At 68.5% G+C, this 18197-nt stretch carries 17 protein-coding genes and 1 pseudogene; 9 read left to right on the forward strand and 9 right to left on the reverse strand.

Features of this window, described 5'->3' with window-relative positions; translation table 11 throughout:
* Positions 1 to 139: 139 nt before the first annotated feature.
* Both GGR66_RS16460 and GGR66_RS16465 read left to right on the forward strand, forming a co-directional pair.
* Positions 140 to 1177, forward strand: coding sequence for an HDOD domain-containing protein (locus GGR66_RS16460; protein WP_255421742.1), 1038 nt, complete (start codon positions 140 to 142; stop codon positions 1175 to 1177).
* Positions 1178 to 1186: 9 nt separating this feature from the next.
* Entirely contained in the window at positions 1187 to 2482 is a 1296-nt protein-coding gene (locus GGR66_RS16465) for a M50 family metallopeptidase (RefSeq protein ID WP_184449147.1), read from the forward strand.
* Positions 2483 to 2538: 56 nt separating this feature from the next.
* Here the strand turns inward: GGR66_RS16465 and GGR66_RS16470 are convergent, their stop codons facing one another.
* A complete protein-coding gene (locus tag GGR66_RS16470; RefSeq protein ID WP_167087460.1) occupies positions 2539 to 3027 on the reverse strand; it encodes a pyridoxamine 5'-phosphate oxidase family protein in 489 nt (162 codons plus the stop codon).
* 327 nt (positions 3028 to 3354) lie between these two features.
* Between GGR66_RS16470 and GGR66_RS16475 the strand changes: the two genes are divergently transcribed.
* The 3 genes from GGR66_RS16475 to GGR66_RS16485 all read left to right on the forward strand — a co-directional run bounded on the left by GGR66_RS16475 (position 3355) and on the right by GGR66_RS16485 (position 5345).
* Positions 3355 to 4326: a lipase family protein gene (locus GGR66_RS16475; RefSeq protein ID WP_167087462.1), complete on the forward strand. Its 972-nt coding sequence runs from the start codon at positions 3355 to 3357 to the stop codon at positions 4324 to 4326.
* 106 nt (positions 4327 to 4432) lie between these two features.
* Positions 4433 to 5008 (forward strand): N-acetylmuramidase, encoded by a 576-nt coding sequence (locus GGR66_RS16480; protein WP_184449149.1) that lies wholly within the window; start codon positions 4433 to 4435, stop codon positions 5006 to 5008.
* Positions 5009 to 5171: 163 nt separating this feature from the next.
* On the forward strand, positions 5172 to 5345 hold the full coding sequence (locus tag GGR66_RS16485) for a DUF1328 family protein (protein ID WP_160948036.1): 174 nt from the start codon (positions 5172 to 5174) through the stop codon (positions 5343 to 5345).
* 106 nt (positions 5346 to 5451) lie between these two features.
* Here GGR66_RS16485 and GGR66_RS16490 read toward each other — a convergent pair whose 3' ends face one another.
* Both GGR66_RS16490 and GGR66_RS16495 read right to left on the reverse strand, forming a co-directional pair.
* The gene (locus tag GGR66_RS16490; RefSeq protein WP_167087466.1) at positions 5452 to 5622 is read right to left on the reverse strand and encodes a hypothetical protein; all 171 of its coding nucleotides are present in this window, start codon (positions 5620 to 5622) and stop codon (positions 5452 to 5454) included.
* A 135-nt stretch (positions 5623 to 5757) separates the two neighbouring features.
* Complete coding sequence (locus GGR66_RS16495; RefSeq protein WP_184449150.1) at positions 5758 to 7158, reverse strand: serine protease; 1401 nt, start codon at positions 7156 to 7158, stop codon at positions 5758 to 5760.
* A gap of 723 nt (positions 7159 to 7881) precedes the next feature.
* Between GGR66_RS16495 and GGR66_RS16500 the strand changes: the two genes are divergently transcribed.
* Positions 7882 to 10794 carry a TonB-dependent receptor gene (locus tag GGR66_RS16500; RefSeq protein ID WP_167087470.1) on the forward strand — a complete coding sequence of 971 codons (2913 nt, stop codon included), beginning with the start codon at positions 7882 to 7884 and terminating at the stop codon, positions 10792 to 10794.
* A 241-nt stretch (positions 10795 to 11035) separates the two neighbouring features.
* On the opposite strand, the gene GGR66_RS16505 is transcribed toward GGR66_RS16500, so the two are convergent.
* Positions 11036 to 12637, reverse strand: a complete 1602-nt coding sequence (locus tag GGR66_RS16505) for a PQQ-binding-like beta-propeller repeat protein (RefSeq protein WP_255421753.1) — start codon at positions 12635 to 12637, stop codon at positions 11036 to 11038.
* Between the two features lie 505 nt (positions 12638 to 13142).
* Between GGR66_RS16505 and GGR66_RS16510 the strand changes: the two genes are divergently transcribed.
* The gene (locus GGR66_RS16510; RefSeq protein ID WP_184449154.1) at positions 13143 to 13949 is read left to right on the forward strand and encodes an SGNH/GDSL hydrolase family protein; all 807 of its coding nucleotides are present in this window, start codon (positions 13143 to 13145) and stop codon (positions 13947 to 13949) included.
* Positions 13950 to 14048: 99 nt separating this feature from the next.
* Here the strand turns inward: GGR66_RS16510 and GGR66_RS16515 are convergent, their stop codons facing one another.
* Together GGR66_RS16515 and GGR66_RS16520 are read right to left on the reverse strand one after the other, a co-directional pair.
* A complete protein-coding gene (locus GGR66_RS16515) occupies positions 14049 to 14759 on the reverse strand; it encodes an rRNA pseudouridine synthase (protein ID WP_184449156.1) in 711 nt (236 codons plus the stop codon).
* A 70-nt stretch (positions 14760 to 14829) separates the two neighbouring features.
* Positions 14830 to 15336 (reverse strand): YgjP-like metallopeptidase domain-containing protein, encoded by a 507-nt coding sequence (locus tag GGR66_RS16520; protein WP_184449158.1) that lies wholly within the window; start codon positions 15334 to 15336, stop codon positions 14830 to 14832.
* A 116-nt stretch (positions 15337 to 15452) separates the two neighbouring features.
* On the opposite strand from GGR66_RS16520, the gene GGR66_RS16525 reads away from it, so the two are divergent.
* Together GGR66_RS16525 and GGR66_RS16530 are read left to right on the forward strand one after the other, a co-directional pair.
* Positions 15453 to 15986: a DUF2058 domain-containing protein gene (locus tag GGR66_RS16525; RefSeq protein ID WP_167087478.1), complete on the forward strand. Its 534-nt coding sequence runs from the start codon at positions 15453 to 15455 to the stop codon at positions 15984 to 15986.
* Positions 15987 to 16098: 112 nt separating this feature from the next.
* Positions 16099 to 16365, forward strand: a complete 267-nt coding sequence (locus GGR66_RS16530; protein ID WP_167087480.1) for a DksA/TraR family C4-type zinc finger protein — start codon at positions 16099 to 16101, stop codon at positions 16363 to 16365.
* Between the two features lie 3 nt (positions 16366 to 16368).
* On the opposite strand, the gene GGR66_RS16535 is transcribed toward GGR66_RS16530, so the two are convergent.
* The 3 genes and pseudogenes from GGR66_RS16535 to GGR66_RS16545 all read right to left on the reverse strand — a co-directional run bounded on the left by GGR66_RS16535 (position 16369) and on the right by GGR66_RS16545 (position 18064).
* Positions 16369 to 16632: a DUF2789 domain-containing protein gene (locus tag GGR66_RS16535; protein WP_184449160.1), complete on the reverse strand. Its 264-nt coding sequence runs from the start codon at positions 16630 to 16632 to the stop codon at positions 16369 to 16371.
* 101 nt (positions 16633 to 16733) lie between these two features.
* Positions 16734 to 17176: pseudogene (locus GGR66_RS16540) on the reverse strand (mechanosensitive ion channel domain-containing protein).
* A 93-nt stretch (positions 17177 to 17269) separates the two neighbouring features.
* Positions 17270 to 18064 (reverse strand): EAL domain-containing protein, encoded by a 795-nt coding sequence (locus tag GGR66_RS16545; protein ID WP_184449162.1) that lies wholly within the window; start codon positions 18062 to 18064, stop codon positions 17270 to 17272.
* Positions 18065 to 18197: the final 133 nt, after the last annotated feature.

Genomic DNA, 18197 nt, shown 5'->3' on the forward strand with positions numbered 1-18197 from the left:
CCTGCGGCCGCAGGTCGGTACCGCCGCGCACGAATCGGCGCGGCATGCTTGAATGGCGTTGCGTGCCACGTGGGTGCGCACCGGTGGCTGGGCGCGGGGACCTGGCGATGTTTTGCGGATGACGACGATCGTGCCGATCATGTGGATTGCCATCAGCGCGGGTGCGCTGGTGCTGGGGGCGGGACTCTGGTGGTGGTGGCGCCGTGGCCGTGGCGATGCGGCGGAGGCGCCGGAGGTGCGTGCCGTCGCCGAGGATGCCGACCTGCCCGAGGCGCCGGCAGCGCCTGCACGCGCCGCGCCGGCCGCGCCTGATGCCGCAGCGGAACCGGGCCTCGACCCCTTCGCCGACCCGGCGCTGATCGGCCTGGATCCGGTGCCGGACGCCGCGATCCTGGCGAGCCTGTGCGAGCTGGCGTTCGCTGGCCGGCCGGTGCACGCAGCGGCGGCGGCCGCGCCGGCGGTCATGGCCGATGCCGCCGTGGTGCTGGCGCGCATCGACGCGCATCCGCGCTACACGCCACGGCGTCCGCACCTGCTGCCGCAGCTCACCCGTGCGATCAACGATCCGGCCGCCGGCGCGCATTCCATCGCCACGATCCTGGGCCAGGACCCGGCGCTGGCCGGCAACCTGCTGCGCATCGCCAACAGCGTCGTCTACCGCCGCCATCCCGAGCCGATCGAGAACCTGGAGCGGGCGGTGGCTCTCCTCGGCACCGAGGGCCTGCGCCAGATCGTGCTGGCGGCGCTGCTGCAGCCGGTGATCGTCGACGACGGCAGCGTCTTCGGCCGCTGTGCGGCGGTGCTGTGGGAACACACCCTGCTGTCGGCGCACGCCGCCTCCCAGGTGCCCGATCGCGACGATGCGAATGCCGCGCAGTTGCTGGCGCTGCTATGCGGGCTGGGCGCCGTCTCGGTGGTGCAGGTGCTGCGCGATGTCCACGCGCGCCACGCCGAGGCAACGCCCACGCCGGCGGCGATGACCGAGATGCTGGAAGCCTGGTCGGCGCACTGCGCCAAGGCCATCTCTGCGGACTGGGGGCTGTCGCCGCGGGTGCAGCGGGCCTTGGAAGAACAGGCGGGCGACGCCGAGGTGGCGACCATGAGTCCGCTCGGCCTTGCCCTGCGCCGGCAGCGTGCCGCGGCGGCCGCGCAGTTGGCGGTGCGCTATCGCCGCTAGTCGCGGCGCGTGGGCGATCGGACGGCGCCGGCGAACCGTGCAAGGACTTGGCAGATCGCGCCAGCAGCGGTGCGGGGCAGGGCGCGATCGCAGTGGGGTGCTGCGCGAGGCGGGGCGAGGCGCGATCCAACGGGGTGGACGCGGATGAGCGCTATTGACCAAACGCGCACCGCATGGGCCGCACCGCCCTGGCTCGACGCCGTGCTCAAAGGTGTGCGCCTTGTCCTGATCATTGTCGGCAACCTGGCGATGGTCGCCGGCTGCATGGCCCTGGCGCACGTGGTCACGTCGGCGCTGGCGCCCTTTCTGGCGATGCTGCTGATCTTCCCGCTGGCGGTGTTCGCCACGATTGCGATCCACGAGGGCGGACACGCGTTGGCGGCGCGCGCGGTCGGCATGACCGTGTCCATGGTGCGGGTCGGCCCACTGCACCTGCTTGCGCGGCGCCGCGGCTGGCGGGTTCGCTGGCAACGCACGCGGCAAGGCGACAACACGGGCGTCGTGCTGGCGGTGCCGAACCCGTATGCGGCAGTGCGCCGGCAGTATCTGGTGCTGATCGCCGGAGGTCCGCTGGCCAACCTGCTGGTGGCGGCCGGATGCGGATTCCTGGCATGGCGCCTGGGGCTGGGCAGCAGCAGTGGCGCGTTCTGCATCGGCGCAGCCGTGTTCAATCTGGCAGTCGGGTTGGGCAATCTGGTGCCGTTGCAGAGCGCGCTCGGCGGCAGCGACGGCCTGAAGTTGCTGAAGCATGCACGGCGGCGCGATCCGGACGCCCTGGCCGAGGTGCTGGCCGAACTCAATGGCCTCTCGCTGCGCGGCGTCACCGCGGACAAGCTGCCGGCACACCGCCTGGCTCTGCTCGCGGACGGCGACGGCTGGTTTTTCTATGTCTGGTTCACGCTGAAAGCCATGCAGATCCGTGGCGAGTGGGCGCAGATCGCTGCGCTGCAGCCGGTTTTCGAAGAGCAGGTCGCGACGCTGCCTGCGCCGGTCGCCGAAGCCTGGCACACCCTGGTCGCGCTGTTGCGCTGCGAACTCGCGTTCTCGCGTGCCATGGCCGGCGCCGACCAGGCCGATCCCCTGGATGCGTCACTGAATGCAGAGATCGATTGGACGAGTCCGGCGTTGCGTCCGCGCTGCCAGGCGCTGATGGCGGCGCAGCGTGGCGACGCGGGCGCCGCGTTGGCGGCATTGGCGCGCGCGGAGGCATTGGCCGAGAACGACGTGGATGCCGCCACCCGGCAATGCGAACGCGTGCTGCGCGAGGCGATCCGTCAGCGGCTGCCGCTGACCTCGCGTCCCTGATCGTGCATGGCCAGCCGGCATGCGGCCGGCTGGCGTGCAGTGCCCCAGCGTGCCGCTCAGCGCAGCGGCACGTCGGCGACCTTGTCCTGGTAGTCGCGCTTGGGGTCGATGCCGAACAACACCTTGATGCCGGCCATCAGGCTGGAGCCGTTGAGCCAGATCTGCGCGTGATCCGGATCCAGGCGCAGCAATGCCAGCTTGGGATCTTCCTTGCCCTCTTCGTACCACGCTGCGACATAGCCGTTCCACAGGCGCTCGATCACGGCCTGGTCGTTGTCGACACTGAGCGTGCCGCTGATGCTGGCGAACAGATCGTGGCCCTTGGCGCTGAACGCGGCGATCACCCGCTGGCTCTGCGCCAGCTTCTGCACCAGCGCGTTGTCCTTGGAGGTGAAGAACCAGATCGGGCCGCCGCTGTCGCCCTCGAACTGCGCGGTCATCGGGCGCGCGTGGCCATCCTCGACGCCGTCCAGGCCCAGCATCACGGTGCGGTCGGACTTCAATGCCTTCCAGAATTTCTCTTCCAGTTCCTGCGGGCTGGCCATGCGGATCTCCGAGCGGGCGACAGTGCCCGCCTGCACTGTGCCGGGAGGCGCGCGCGCGGTCCGTGACGGAAGGGTGCAAGCGGCGTGCATAGGCGGTGCGTGCGCGCCCGCATGCAGAGCACTGTAGACAAATACAGCGGTGGCGATGTGCGCTGCGATGCGCATCCAAGCATCACCGTGATCGGCAGTGCTATCAAACCGCACGCTCCGCCCGTGCGGTCATCGCCCGATGGCCGCCGCCGCGTGGCGGACGGACCACGGTTCCGCAGGGAAAGCGTGTGCCGGCTTCCGCGGCGCACGCCGCGCCGCCCGACAGGATGTTTGCCGATGAGTGCGATTCCCGCGACGCAACCGCTGTTGCCGCCGCAACTGACCCTGGCGATGGCCGCCGCCAGCATCGCCGCCTACGCGGCCTACGAAGGCAAGCCGGTGTCGGCGCCGTCCGACTACCGCCTGGTCGCCCGCTGGTCCGGCTGGGACGGCGATCCGCTGGGCGGTAGCGAGGAGCTGTTCGGCCTGCTGTTCCGCTCCACGGTCGCCGCCGGCACCTATCTGTTCGCGTTCCGCGGCACCGATTCGGACCTGGACATCTACGAGGACCTGGACTTCTCCACCACCGCCTTCGTCCCCGCCGCTGGCACGGCCACGCCGGCGCCGCAGGTGTCGGCCGGGTTCTACGGCATCTACAACGCCAGGGGCGGCGCCATGCGCGCCTCGATGCGCGAGCAGTTGTTCGCCCTGCTGGAGCACTTCGCGCCGACCCAGGTCTACGTCACCGGGCACAGCCTGGGCGGCGCGTTGAGCCAGTTGTTCTCGCTGGACCTGGCGCTGAGCCGGCCGGCGCTGCCCAGTCGCAACATCAATTTCTGCAGCCCGATGGTCGGCGACGCGAGCTGGGAGCAGGTCTATGCCGCACATATTCCTGCAGCCGACAGCACGCGCTGCTACAACTACTGGGACTACGTGCCGTCGCTGCCGCCGTCCACGTTCGGCTATGCGCCGGTGGGGCAGGCGTTCCGGACCGCCTACGACGTCAACGGCGCCTGGTTCCCGCATCTGTTGCCACGGCACTCCATCGCCAACATGCAGGTCGTGTTGCAGCATGCGCTGTGGCAGACGCCGCAGGCCTGGAGCGGCACCTTTGCCGACCAGACCGATCCGCAGCGGCTGATGCGCAGCCAGATCCCGCCCACCACGCCGCATCCGGCCTGGGCGGACATGGCGCTGACCGCGCGTGCGGCCGAGCAGGCGCTGGGCTTTCCGGACGGCGCGCCGACGCCACAGGCAGCCACGCCATGAGCGTCTGCGCCGCCTGGCGGCGCGCCCCGCGTACCTCAGCGCACTGCATGGCGCCGTCGGGTGTGCCACGCCGCCGGGAACGCCCATCGATCGCAAGGAGTTGGCCATGGCCTCGTTCGACCTGTATCTCCCGCAGCTGCTGCGGTTCGAAGGCGGCTTCGTCGACGATCCTGACGATCCGGGCGGTGCCACCAATTACGGCATCACCCTGGCCACGTTCCAGCGCTGCGCGCAGACACTGCTGGGCGAGGCGCCGACCCTGCAGGCGTTGCGCGCGCTGACCGTCGAGCAGGCTGCGACGATCTACCAGCACGAATACTGGGACAGGATCGGCGCCGACCAGATCGCCTCGCAACCCCTGGCCGAACTCGTGTTCGATTTCTACGTCAACGCCGGCGACGTGGCGATCAAGCTGTTGCAGCGCATCCTGCAGCAACTGGGCGCGACGGACTTGGTGATCGATGGGGAGATGGGGCCGACCACCCTGGCGGCCCTGGCCAGCGCCGATACGGCGCAGGTGTATGCGCAGTATCGGCAGCAGCGCATCGACTACTACCAGCGCGTGGTGGCAGAGCGTCCGGTCGACGCCAAGTTCCTCGCCGGCTGGCTGCGCCGCGCGGAATGGTTCCCGGCGAACCTGCCGGCGGATGGGGCGGCGCCGGCGCAGACCGGCACCGCCTGAGCGTCGGTCCCGCGCCGTGCCATGCGTGCACGGCGCGTGTATCCGCGTTTCACCGCCTGCGCATGTCGCGCTGGCTAGTCTCCCGGACGAGCGTCGGCCCTGGGCCGGCGTCACCGCACGCCGTCACGGCGTGCACCTGTCCTCGTTTCGGGAAGACCGCATCATGATCAAGTGGGCCATCATCATCGCCATCATCGGACTCATCGCCGGCGCGCTCGGCTTCAGCGGCGTGGCGGGCGCGGCGATGGGCGTCGCCAAGTTCCTGTTCTGGGCCGGCATCGCCATCGCCCTGGTGCTGTTCGTGCTGGGCACCATGCTGGCCAAGAAGGTCAGCTGAGCGCAGCACCGGGCATGTCGCGTCGAGGCGGGTGCGTCGCGAGACAGGGTGCCGGTAGACGTCGATGTTCCGGCGATCAGCAGGGGCCTGCTGCGCCGCTTTAGGCCTAGGCGTCGCTGGCGGTGTCTGTCGCGTTCGGAGCAGCGGTGTCGTCGTCGGAGGCAGGCTTGGCCGCCGCGGCGCGCGCTTCGCGCTTGCGTGCTTCCTTTTCTTCCTGCTGTTTCTTCTTGGCCAGCTCGCGCTGACGTTTTTCGAAGGAGTAGTTGGGCTTGGCCAATGCGCATCTGCCGGTGAGGGGAATGCGTCGAGTGTAGCCGGTGTACGCCATCGGCGTGCGAAACGGACAGGCCGCCCGTGTGAGACGGCCTGTCCTAGGCGCAGGTGCGGGAGTACGGCCCTCCCGGACCTTGGCTTACGGGCTCAGATACTGCTGGATCGACGAGTACACGTCGGCGAAGCGCGAGTAGTAGTCGGGATCGCTGGGCGCGCTGCAGTACGAGGTGCCGCCATACAGGCCACCGCGCAACTGGTAGGTGCCGTTGCTGCTGACGGTGAACAGGCCGGAGCCGGACGAGCCGCCCTCGGTGACGCCGGTGCTCCACTGCACGCGGTACAGCGGCGACTTGCCGTCGGTGGAGGTGGACAGGGCGGTGACCTTGCCCAGCGAGTACTTCTTGACGTCGCCGGCCGGGTGGTGGATGCCTTCGATCGCGGTGCCGGTCGAGCCGATCGCCGAACTGCTCCAGCCCGCATAGAAGGCGCCGCTGGGCGGGGCGCTCTTGAGCTCAAGCAACGAGGTGTCGCGGGTGGTGTTGGCGTAGCGCAGGTAGGCACCGCCGCCGAGCGTGGTGTAGTTGGAATTGACCGTGGAGCCGCCGCAGGTGGTGGCGTCGTAGAACCAGTAGGTCTGCAGCGTGTTGGCCACGGTCTGGGTGCTGATGCAGTGCGCCGCGGTCCAGAACATCGCTTTCTTCGGCGAGTTGCTGTTGTTGAGCAGAGTGCCGGTGCACAGGTAGGTGCTGCCGCCACTGGTGAAGGTCATGCGCGCCACCGACTTGGCCGCCGAGGTGAAGCCCGAGCTCGGATTGGCGCGGCAGACGATGTCGCGCTCGCATGAATCGCTCTCGCCGATCATCGGCCGCATCATCGTGTCGCTGGCGACCGGGCTGATGTCCAGGTGCGACAGCTGCGGGATCTTCAGCGCGAAGCCCTGCGGATACTGGCCCGCCGGCAGTTCGATCTCCACCACCATGCGCGCGCCGGCGATCACCGCCGACCAGCCGGGCTGGCTGCCGGCGAAATCGGCGCCGCTCTGCTGGAACACGCGGCCGTCCTCGCCAGCGAAGCGCAGCGTCGCCTTGCGCGGATCGCCGGGCTGGGCGCCGCTGCCGCTGAGTTGCAGCGCCGCGCGCAGCGCCTGCGCATTGGTCGAGGCGATTTCGAAACTGGTGACCTGCGCGCCGTTGGGAAGGGTCTGCCACTTCAGCCGGCGCAGGTTGATGTCGGGCTTGGCGACGTCGCGGGAAAAGCCGATCTGCAGCGGCTGGCCGTTCTTGACCTGCTGTCCGCGCGCCTGCTTCATCGCCGCGGCCTTGCTGCTGTCGGGCGCGGCCAGTTCGATCAGGCGCGGTGCGTGCGCGCTGCCCGGGGGAAGGCTGCGCAGTTCCGCGCCACCGAGCGCGGCGGCATCCGGGCGTGCTTCAACCGGGGCGGAGTCCATCTCGGCTGCTGGGGGAGTGGCAGCCATGGCGACGGGGGACATGCCGGCAATGCCGGCGAGCAACGCCACATACAACGCGTGCTTGCGATTCATCGATCTTCCTTCTGTGAAGAGGGACGAGACCATCCGGCAGGGGACCGGATGCCATTCATTGCACCCGAGTTCAGGGTGCCTGCCGAGGCTACGGGCGACGCCACGATGATTGCGTGCCAGACGTCACGCTCGGGCGGCCGGTTTCGTAGACAGCTGCTCACATTGCGTGTGATGGCGCGAGAGAACTACGGGGTCGCCGTGCTGCATCGGCATGGCTCATGGGCGCTGCAGAGCGGGCGCACGGCGCTGCACATCGGCTAGGCGTCGACATCAACGCAGGGTGCGTGGGCGGCCTGATCGACGCGTCGACACCGCTGCCCGGCGATGTTGTTTCGGTCCGGTCACCCGCCGCTGAGACGTCCGGCCAAGCCGTATGAAACAGGCCCGGATGTGCCTGCCCAGGACGGTTTCGACGCGTGGCTACCTTTCTGCAGGCTTTCCGACAAATTTCAGTAGATTCAATTACTTAAATAAAACCTGGGGTGCTGCAGCGCAGCTTGCATCGATTCAAATTCGGCCTATAACGCTAGCGTTACATATATGAACTTCTTGTTCTTGTATGCACCGCCTTGTGGATGGCCCGCGCAAGGTCAGGGGAATCGGGGGGCTTTGCACCACTTCGAACATCGATCGCTCCTGAGGGGGAGACCTGTGAACAGAACCGCTTTCCGGCGTGGACTCATCGCCAGTTCCGTTGCGCTCGCGCTGTGGGCGCCTTCTCTCATGGCGCAATCCGCGCCCGACAGCCCGCCGCCGCCAACCGGCCCCGGCAAGGCCGACAAGCCGGTCGAGCTCAAGGCGGTGACGGTCACCGGGTCGATGATCCCGCGCGTGGAGGTCGAAGGTCCCGCACCGGTGGTCACCATCACCGGCGAAGAGATCAAGAAGCAGGGCTACACCACGCTGTGGGAATTCCTCGATTCGCTGCCGCAGGTGGGCCAGCAGGTGTCCGACCCGGCCTCGTGGGGTTCCAGTTCGGTCAATGCGCGGTCGGTGAACCTGCGCGGGCTCGGCCCCGGTTTCAGCTTGCTGATGATCGACGGCCATCGCGTGGTCGATTACCCGCAGCCGCTCAACAAGCAGAGCAACTTCCAGAACTTCAACAACATCCCCACCGGGATGATCGATCACATCGAAGTGCTGGCCTCCGGCGCGTCGTCGATCTACGGCTCGGACGCGGTTGCCGGCGTGGTCAACGTGATCCTCAAGAAGAACTACGAGGGCAACCAACTGCAGGTCACCGCGGGCGGCGCGACGCGTGGCGGCCGCGAGTACGGCGACATCAACTACTTCGGTGGCCGTGCCGGCAGCAACTGGCACGTGACCTACAACCTGGAGCACTCCAACCGCAGCGCGCTGTGGGGCATGGATCGGCCCTACCAGGATTCCGTGGCCGATGCGGGCTACGGCGCATGGGGCCCGGCCTCGCGCATGTTCGGCTACCAGTACGATGCCGCCGGCGCGATCGCGCTGTCGGCCACCGACGCCAACGGCCACTACATCACGCCGCCCTCCGGCACCTGCGACAAGTTCACCAATTCGCGCCTGGCCCAGTCGCACTCGGTGACCACCAATGGCGCCCAGATCACCGGCGTCACCGACAACGGCTTCTACTGCGCGCAGCCGGCGCTGTTCCAGAACTGGGTGCTGACCCCGGGCAGCCGCAGCAACAACGGTTATCTGTCGGGCGAGTACGACTTCCAGAACGGCCTGCAGTTCTACGGCTCGGCCGCCCTGTACCAGACCGTGGGCATCTCCAACACGCAGCTCAACGTGTTCAGCGCCGGTCCGTTCTACGACCAGACCACCGGGCAGACGGTCAAACAGGTCATCCGCCAGTTGACCCAGAACGAGATCGGCGTCAGCGCCAACACCTACGATCGCGAACTCAACTGGAACCTGCAGGCGGGCCTGCGCGGCACCGTGTTCGACGGCCGTTTCAACTGGGACCTCAACCTCAACACCCAGAAGTACATCGTCCGCGAGGAATTCACCGGCTACAACGCCCAGGCCACCAACACCTTCTTCCTCGGCCAGCAGCAGGGCACCACCGCGGACGGCCTGCCGATCTACGCGTTCAACTGGCAGCAGTTCTGGAACCCGATCACGCCGCAGCAGTACGACCAGTTCGCGGTGACCGGCGTGAACACCGCTTCGTCCTGGCTCGACCAGGCGCAGCTGCGCGTCAACGGCGACCTGTTCAAGTTGCCGTGGGCCGATCGGTCGGTGGGCTGGGCCGCGGTGCTCGAAGCCGCGCACAACGGCTTCAAGCTGTCGCCCGACCCGCGCGCGGCGGATCCATCCACGTTCCAGAACCCGTTCGGTGCCTATCTCACCGGTGCCGGCACCCGGCAGCGCTTCTCGCTGGGCACGGAGTTCCGCGTGCCGGTGCTGGAGTCGGTGACCTGGACACTCTCCGGTCGCCTGGACAAGTACAACGACGCCAGCCGTGCCGACATCGCCCGCACCTGGGGCTCGGGCCTGGAGTGGCGGCCGTACGACGGTCTGCTGCTGCGCGGCAGCTACGGCACCAACTTCAAGGCGCCGGACATGCAGGCCATCTACCTGACCGGTTCGACCTCGCCGGTGGGCTTCTACGCCGACCCGTTGCAGTGCGTGAACGCGATCAAGGCCGGTCAGAACAACAACACCTGGTGCAACAGCGTGCAGCGTCCCGGGTCGCAGTACTACACGCTCTACACCAACGGCAGCCGCCTGTTGCTGCCGCAGACCGGACACTCCTGGACCTACGGTTTCGTCTGGCAGGTGCCGGGCGTGCAGGGGCTGTCGGTGTCGGCCGATTACTGGAACATGGGCGTGGACAACGCCATCCAGTACCTCGGCCAGGACACTGTGCTGGCCGACGAAGCGGGTTGCCTGACCGGCGTGAAGCCGAACGGGACCTCGGGCCTGTCGCCATACACGGCGCACGTGGCCGGATCGGAGTACTGCCAGATGGTCACGCAGATGGTGAAGCGCGACGCCAACGGCCAGATCGTCTCGGTGCAATCGGGCCCGATCAACGAAGCCTCGCTGTACGTGGCCGGTGTCGACGCGTCGCTGGACTACAAGTTCCACACCGACGGCTACGGCGACTTCCGCGCGGGCATCAACTACACCAACAACCTGGCGTACAAGCAGCGCGTGCTGGCCTCGGATCCGCTGCAGAACACCCGCTACCAGAACGTGGCCAGTCGCATGACCTGGATCGCCGACTGGACCAAGGGCCGCTGGAACGTGTCGATTTCCGGCGTGCGCAACGGCCGCATGCGCGCTCCCAACTACGCCGGCTGCGACGTGCTGCCCAACGGCATCCAGCCCGGCATGGTCACGGTGCCTAATGGCGGCGAGTCCGTCTCCACCGGCGTCTGCCAGGTCACCCAGGACGGCAATCAGGTCACCGTGCCCGACACGACCTACCGGGGCCACGTGCCGGCGTGGATCACCTGGAACGGCTCGGTCGGCCTGCAGATCACGCCGGATCTGCACGCAAAGCTCGCGGTGTCGAACATCTTCGACAAGGTCGGCGCGATTCCGTACTACGCCGGCGGCTTCGAGTTCGTCCCCACCGGGCAGACCGCGAGCGAGTACAACGGCCGGGAAATGTTCCTGACGCTGGACTACACGTTCAACTGAGCGGTCAGCCGATAGGTCGGCGGGCGCCGCGGGAAGCGGAGCCCGCCGGATTTTCATGGGCCTGGCGTTGCGTCGTGCCCTCTCTCGTCGCAGTGCGCACCGTGCGACGCGTACGGGCGCCAGGTCGTTCTCGTCTGATGCCTGGTGCTTCGCGATGCGATGCCCTCGAGCACCGCGCAACAGCCTCTCCCGCTTGCGCAGGAGAGGCATTACGACCGAAGAGTGTGGCCTTCAGCTGCGATCAGCGGCGCCGGTTCGACGGTACGAACTTGTACAGCTTGTTGACCCCGGTGCCGAAGTTGAAGCGGCTGTAGCCCGCGCCCCAGTACACCGCACCATCGACGATCGCCGGTGCGCTGGACACCGAGCCGCCGGCGTCGAAGCTCCACAGCGTGGCGCCGGTCTTGGCATCGAGCACGGTCATCGCGCCGGACATCGAACCGGCATAGACCAGGCCCGGCGACGACGCGAGCGGGCCGCGGCCGCCGGCGCCGAATGCGGTCTGCACCGGGTCGGTGCCCGGCACCTTGACCTGCCAGAGGATCTTGCCGCTGGTCGCATCCAGCGCGGCCCAGGAGCCGGCGTTCCAGGTCTCGGTGTTGCCCGGCGCCAGCGTGTACGGCGTGTGCTCGTTGTTGTTGATGGCCACGTACACGCGCGCGGCGAACGGATCCACCGACGAGCCCCATTCGATGCCGCCGGCGGTGCCGCCCGGGCCGACCTGGGTCGACCACACGGTCTGCCCGGTGTCGGCATCGAATGCCCAGTAGACGCCGCTCTTCTGGCCGGCACCGACCAGCGCCTGCGGCTTGCCGTTGCGAATCACCGTGAACAGGTTGGCGCCGCCGCCGCTGAAGTCGTAGTCGGGTCCCTGCGGGTCCTGGCACAGGCCATTGGTCGGCGCGACCAGGCACGACAGCGACCAGGCATCGGCGCCCTGCAGGCGACGCGTCCACACCGGCTTGCCGCTGCGCATGTCCAGCGCCAGCACCGAATCGACATAGTTGTCCGGTGCCATGCAGGCCAGTTGCGCGGTCTTGTCGCCGTTGGCGTTCTTGACGCAGGTAGCCACGTCGACCGGCACCGAGTAGTTGTTGCCGGTGGTGGCGTAGACGCGCTGGCGCAGCGGATCGATCGCCAGCGTGCCCCACACCGAGGCACCGGTGTAGCCCTCCGGCGTGGTGCGGAAGCTCCACAGCAGCTTGCCGGTCTTCAGGTCCAGCGCGGCGACGCTGCCACGGAAGGAATATTTGTAGCCCGGCGTCAGGCCACCCCAGTCGCCGGAGGACACGCCGACGTAGACGCGGTCGCCGTAGATCACCGGCGAGGCGGTGATGCGCGCCTGCGGGTTGGACTCGACCAGGGTCTTCCACAACAGCTTGCCGGTGGTCTTGTCGATCGCCAGCACGGTGCCGCTGGCCTGGTCGCCGACCAGGATGCTGTCGCGCGCGATCGCCGGGCTATTGCGCGACAGCGAACCGGCGATGCCGGTGTAGTCGGCCAGCTTCACCTGCCACACCGCCTTGCCCAGATCGGTGTCGATGCGATACAGCTGGCCGCCCCAGTCCGGCACGTACAGCGCCGTGCCCTGCACGGTCGGGGTGGCCGAGACGTCGCCTTGCGTGGTGAAGGTCCACGCGGTCTTCAGGCGCGGCGCGTTGAACGGGGTGATCTGCCATTCGCCGGGCGCGAAGCGGGTGTTGAGGAAGCCGCCGCCGGCGCTGTCCCAGAGGCTGTGCGTGGCGAACGGCGTGCCGCCGGAGAAGGTGCTGCGCCATTGTGCGCTGGCGGCGCTGGTGTCGGTCGTCGCCGCTGCGGTGCCTGCGGACTGCGCCATCGCCATTGCGCTGAACATCAAGCCGGGAATCAACGCCAGCCGCAGGCGGGAGAGGTTCTGGTGTGCATCACGCGTTTTCATGGATGTCCTTCGGGCTTGGGTGAGGATCCCCCCGTCACGTCCGCGGCCATCCTAGAAGTGAAAATCCTTGCGTGTCATGTACTTACGAAAAAGTTAGGGCGTTCGCAAAAGGTTGCCGCGATAGCGAAAAACGATGGCGGCGGCATCGTGCTGTCATCGTGCCGGCACGCGCGTGACGCATGCCGATGCCGGGTGCGATGGCGGTCGCGGCCGCGTGTTGCCGAGCATCGACACCGCGCGGCGAGGCAGGCAGAGAGGGCGCGTGGCGATATGCGCTGTCGATCCCGACCGCCGGATTTCCAGCGTGAGCGCGGGCTGAATCGCGATGCCGTCCGACGGGGTCGCCGTGCCGCTGCGGCGATGCGGCATGGGCGATGCGAGCGGTTGGTTACACTGTGCGATCACCGTTGTCCGCACAAGGAATGCCTCGATGAAATGCCCCTCGCTGTTGTCCCTCGCCATCGCGCTGTGCGCCACTGCCGCCGGCGCTGTGCAGGCGGCAACGCCCGCGTCCACCGGGACGCTGGAGGGCAAGGTCGATGCGCTGTACACGCGGGCGCCGGACACGCTCAAGCCCGACGAAGTGAAGGCGATGCAGCAGCGGCTGCTGGACTGGGCGCAACTGCAGCGCTACCGCGCCGACAACGCCGCGCTGCCGGCGCCGGCCGCGGACGCGCCGCGCGTGGTGTTCTACGGCGACTCCATCACCGACGCCTGGGGCCGCCGCGAAGGCACCACCTTCTTCCCCGGCAAGTCCGCCTACGTCAATCGCGGCATTTCCGGGCAGACCACCGCGCAGATGCTGGTGCGCTTCCGCCAGGACGTGATCGACCTGAAGCCGGCGGTGGTGGTGATCCTGGCCGGCACCAACGATCTGGCCGGCAACACCGGGCTGTCCACGCTGGACATGATCGAGGACAACCTCAGTTCGATGACCGAACTGGCGCAGGCCCACCACATCAAGGTGGTGCTGGCTTCGGTGCTGCCGGTGACCGACTATCCGTGGCGCCCGGGCCTGCAGCCGGCGCAGAAGGTGCGTGCGCTCAATGCGTGGATGCAGCAGTACGCGCAGCAGCAGGGTGCCGTGTACCTGGATTACTACAGCAAGCTGAGCAACCGCGACGGCGGCATGGACAAGACCGTGGCCATCGACGGCGTGCATCCCAACAACGCCGGCTATGCGGTGATGGCGCCGCTGGTCGAGCAGGCGATCCAGCGCGCGCTCGCAAAGCCCTGAGCCGTCGCGCGCGCATAGCCCCTCTCCCCCCGGGAGAGGGGTTGGGGTGAGGGTACGGCGCGCTGGCAACAACGATCATCGCCGCAGCGGCGAAACCTCTCAGAAGCGCTCGCCACCCGGCAGGTAACGCCACTCGCCCGGCGCCAGTTTGCCCAGCGGGATGCGGCCGATGCGCAGGCGGCGCAGGCTGATCGCCTCCAGTCCCACCTCGGCGCACATGGCCTGCAGCTGGCCGGGCTGCACGTGCTTGATCGCAAAGCGCAGGCGGTCCTCGTTCTGCCAGCTCACCTTGCACGGCGGCAGGCTGCGCTGCTGGTAGACCAGGCCGTGCGCCAGCCGCAGCATGCCGTAGGGCCGCAGTTCGCCGCGCACTTCGACCACGAATTCCTGTTCGATCGAACTCGCGTCCTCGGTCAGGCGGCGCAGCACGCGGCCGTCCTGGCTCAGCACCAGCAGGCCGCTGGCCGCCGGCTCCAACGGCAGCGGCGCGTTCAGGCGCAGGAAGTGGCGTTTCAGCACGCGCACCTCGCTCGTGTCCAGGGCGCTGCGCGTGTCCGGCCTGACCAGCGCCAGCGCCGCGTCCAGATCCAGGCCGGCCGGCTTGTGCAGCAGCAGCGTGGCCGGTTCGACCGCGCCGAGTTGCGCGTCGGCGGCCAGGGTCACCTGCTGCGTCGTCACCGCGGCCTGCGGCTCCTCGACCACCACGCCGTCCACGCTGACCCAGCCGCCCTCGATGTATTGCTGCGCTTCGCTGCGCGAGCACGGCAGCATGGCGGCCACGTATTTGTCGAGGCGGGTGGGGGAGGACATCGAAACGCTCGGCGATCAGGGCAGCGCAGTGTACGTGCTGCCGCCGCTGCGCTGCCACGCGCGGCGCCGCTCAGCGGTCGCTGCCGCCGGACAGTTCCAGCTGGGTCAGGTACAGGCGCAGGTCGAACTCCAGGCGGTGGTACTCCGGCGTCATGTGCGCGCACAACTGGTAGAACGCCTTGTTGTGCGCGCTTTCCTTCAGGTGCGCCAGCTCGTGGGCGACGATCATCGGCAGGAACGCCGCCGGCGCATCGCGGAACACGCCGGCGATGCGGATCTCGCGGCTGGCCTTGAGCTTGCCGCCCTGCACGCGCGACACCGTGGTGTGGGTGCCCAGCGCGTGCTTCACCGCCTGCAGGCGGTTGTCGTAGATCACCTTGTGCAGCGGCTCGGCGCTGCGCATGCAGCGGTCCTTCAGTGCTTGCGTGTAGTCGTACAACTGGCGGTCGGTGCGTACCGCGTTGGCCTCGGGGTAGCGGCTGCGCAGCCAGTCGCCCAGGCGTTCGCGCGCGATCAGCTCGCGCACCTGGTCCAGGACCTGGGGCGGATAGCCGACGAGATAGCGCAGGGTGTCCATCCCGCCACCTTAGCGCGCCGCGCGCCGCGGGGCATCCGCGGTGACGGCTTTCGCGGGCGGGCGCTGGTGCTGCGGGTATCATGCGCCTCCCGATTCCGAGTCCGTGGACGCTTCCGATGCGCAATCCCCTGCAGGAGCAGCTGCTCAAGGCCGGCCTGGTGAAGAAGAGCCAGGTGGCGCAGGTCGCGCGCGAGCAGGCCAAGGCGCGCCAGGGCAAGACCCCGCCGCCGCCCAGCGCCGAGCAGCGCGAGAGCGAGCGGCTGCGGCAGGAGCGGGTGGAGCGCGACCGCGCGCTGTCCGCCGAGCGCAACGCCCAGGCCCGTGCGCAGGAGCTGCGCGCACAGGCGCGGCAACTGGTCGAGAGCCACAAGCTCAAGGCCGACGGCGAGATCGACTACCACTTCACCGATGCCGGCAAGATCCAGCGGCTGCGGGTGGATGCGGCCTTGCGCGCGCAACTGATCGCCGGCAGTGTGGTGATCGCGCGGCTGGATGCCGGCTATGTGCCGGTGCCGCGCGCGGTCGTGGAAAGGATCGTCGCCCGGGACCCGGAGACCATCGCGTTCGATGCGCTGGCGGCAGCGCCGGCCAGCGGCGAGGACGATCCCTACTACAGCCAGTTCCAGGTGCCGGACGATCTGATCTGGTGACGGTCGGCGCCGCGCAGGGCACATGAACATCGCGGGAAGGTGAAGCCGGCGTGCATTGCATTCGCCGGTGCCGGCCGCATCATCCAGGCAAGGCAACAGTGCGGAGACGACCATGGCCACTGGGTGGGCAGGCGACGGCGCGGTGCAGGACCAGATCGATGCGACCGTCGAGGATGCGATCAAGCGGGCGCGCAGCCAATTGCCGCAGGGCTCGGGGTTGAGCCACTGCGAGGACTGCGACGCGCCGATCCCAGAAGCGCGGCGCAAGGCGGTGCCGGGCGTGCGCCTGTGCGTGGCCTGCCAGGAGGCGCAGGACCGGGCGCAGCACGAGCACAGCGGCTACAACCGCCGCGGCAGCAAGGACAGTCAGCTGCGTTGAGGCTCAGCCGGCGCGATCTGCATCCAGCACGGGCTTCGCGTGCAGCGCGATGTTGAGCTGATCGACCACGATCGCCCAGTCGGCGTCTTCCAGGCGTTCCTCGCGCAGCAGCTGCGCCTGCGCCGGTGTCCAGAACGGTGCTTCTTCCAGGCGCATGTCATCGGGCAGCGGCGCGTGCCGAGCGATGAACTGGCGGATTTCGCTTTCGCTGTTGGGCAGACCGAGCTGGGCGAAAAGGTCGGCGAACGGGGGGATGACGGGTTCCATGCAGTACCTGGTCGGGAAGAAAGGGGCGCCGCACGAGGGCGGCTGGCGTCGACCATAGCGGCTGCGCCATGTGCATGGCGTCAGCGTCGGCGTCGCGGCGCTCAGCCCAGGCCGGGCGGCACCGGATGGCCGCGCCAGCGCCGCGTGCTGCGCTGGAAGAACAGGCTGTTGGGGATCTGCAGCACGCTGTCGCGGTCGCCGTCGTGCTCCTCGCGCAGCGTGGTGTAGATCAGGTTGATGTCGATCACCTGGCCCTTCAGGCCCGGCTTCTCGCCGTTCTCCAGCAATTCGATGTGGTCGTGCAGGCGGAACGGGCGCGTAGTGAAGATCAGCAGCGTGCAGAAGATGTTGGACAGCACGCTCCAGGCGGCGAAGAACGCCACCGCCGCGACCGCGGCGAATCCGGTGAAGGCGGTCCACAGCACGGTGCCGGACACGCCGAAGCGGTCCAGGATCAACAGCTCAGCACAATCTGCGCACCGGGCACGATCACGTCGAGCCAGCGGTGCGTCCACGGCGGCAGCAGGGTATGGAGCGAGGGCATTGCACATCGGAAACGCAGGGGAAAGGCGATGGTCGCAAGCGTGGCCGCTGTGGGCAAGTCGTGCGGCTGCCGTGCGCTGCGGCAGCGCATCGCTCAGCCGGCGTGCTCCAGCGCGTCCCACTGCGCCGCGGTGATCTCCGGCAACGCCTCCAGCGCCGGCTTGGCGAACAGATAGCCCTGGTAGAGATCGATGCCCAGCGCGCGCAATGCGCGGTACTCGGCGGGCGTCTCCACGCCCTCGGCGAGGATGCGGCAACCCAGTTGTGCGGCCATCGCGACGATGCCGCCGACGATATGGCGACGCGCGGCGCTGCCGTCGATGCCGCGGATCAGCGCCATGTCCAGCTTGAGCAGGTGCGGCTGGAAATCGGCGAGCAGGTTCAGGCCGGAGTGGCCGGCGCCGAAGTCGTCGATCGCGGTGAGGAAGCCGCGCTGCGCGTAGTCGCGCAGGATGCGCACGACCTTGGGCAGGTCGGCGATGCGTTCGGACTCGCTCAACTCGAAGATCAGGGCGCCGGTGGGCACGCCGAAGTGCTCGGCCGCCTTCAGGGTCAGGCGGATGCAGGTCGCCGGCTCGTACACCGCGTTGGGAATGAAGTTGATCGACAGCCGCGTGCGCAGGCCAAGCTGTGCGGCGGTGGCGATCGCCTGCACCCGGCAGGTCTGGTCGAAGCGGTACATCTGCTGCGGGCGCACCCGCGCCAGTACCGCCGCCGCGCCGCTGCCGTCCTCGCCGCGCACCAGCGCTTCGTAGGCATAGATCGAGCGGTTGGCGGCATCGACGATGGGCTGGAACGCCATGCGCACGGCGAAATCCAGTGGCTCGCCATCGCGACAGTTGCCGCAGGCGGGCTGGCCGAGTTCGGCAGAAAGGGAGCGCAGGAGCATGCCGAAGCGAGACCGTGGACGAGATCGCAGTATGCGCTTTCGGCGTGAAGACGGCGCCGTGCTTCCGGGCCTGCGCTGGCATCCGAGGACGCCGTATCGGGCTTGGTCGGTGCGGCGATCGAGCCGAACCCAA

This window comes from Xanthomonas sp. 3498, from assembly GCF_014199795.1.
In the GTDB taxonomy this organism is placed as follows: domain Bacteria; phylum Pseudomonadota; class Gammaproteobacteria; order Xanthomonadales; family Xanthomonadaceae; genus Xanthomonas_A; species Xanthomonas_A rydalmerensis.

Bases quoted from the DNA above. Each gene is read 5' to 3' on its own strand.
- GGR66_RS16460 (WP_255421742.1), top strand. From the start codon at position 140: ATGTGGATTGCCATCAGCGCGGGTGCGCTGGTGCTGGGGGCGGGACTC.
- GGR66_RS16470 (WP_167087460.1), bottom strand. From the start codon at position 3,027: ATGGCCAGCCCGCAGGAACTGGAAGAGAAATTCTGGAAGGCATTGAAG.
- GGR66_RS16475 (WP_167087462.1), top strand. From the start codon at position 3,355: ATGAGTGCGATTCCCGCGACGCAACCGCTGTTGCCGCCGCAACTGACC.
- GGR66_RS16480 (WP_184449149.1), top strand. From the start codon at position 4,433: ATGGCCTCGTTCGACCTGTATCTCCCGCAGCTGCTGCGGTTCGAAGGC.
- GGR66_RS16485 (WP_160948036.1), top strand. From the start codon at position 5,172: ATGATCAAGTGGGCCATCATCATCGCCATCATCGGACTCATCGCCGGC.
- GGR66_RS16495 (WP_184449150.1), bottom strand. From the start codon at position 7,158: ATGAATCGCAAGCACGCGTTGTATGTGGCGTTGCTCGCCGGCATTGCC.
- GGR66_RS16500 (WP_167087470.1), top strand. From the start codon at position 7,882: ATGGCGCAATCCGCGCCCGACAGCCCGCCGCCGCCAACCGGCCCCGGC.
- GGR66_RS16505 (WP_255421753.1), bottom strand. From the start codon at position 12,637: ATGGCGATGGCGCAGTCCGCAGGCACCGCAGCGGCGACGACCGACACC.
- GGR66_RS16510 (WP_184449154.1), top strand. From the start codon at position 13,143: ATGAAATGCCCCTCGCTGTTGTCCCTCGCCATCGCGCTGTGCGCCACT.
- GGR66_RS16515 (WP_184449156.1), bottom strand. From the start codon at position 14,759: ATGTCCTCCCCCACCCGCCTCGACAAATACGTGGCCGCCATGCTGCCG.
- GGR66_RS16520 (WP_184449158.1), bottom strand. From the start codon at position 15,336: ATGGACACCCTGCGCTATCTCGTCGGCTATCCGCCCCAGGTCCTGGAC.
- GGR66_RS16525 (WP_167087478.1), top strand. From the start codon at position 15,453: ATGCGCAATCCCCTGCAGGAGCAGCTGCTCAAGGCCGGCCTGGTGAAG.
- GGR66_RS16530 (WP_167087480.1), top strand. From the start codon at position 16,099: ATGGCCACTGGGTGGGCAGGCGACGGCGCGGTGCAGGACCAGATCGAT.
- GGR66_RS16535 (WP_184449160.1), bottom strand. From the start codon at position 16,632: ATGGAACCCGTCATCCCCCCGTTCGCCGACCTTTTCGCCCAGCTCGGT.
- GGR66_RS16545 (WP_184449162.1), bottom strand. From the start codon at position 18,064: ATGCTCCTGCGCTCCCTTTCTGCCGAACTCGGCCAGCCCGCCTGCGGC.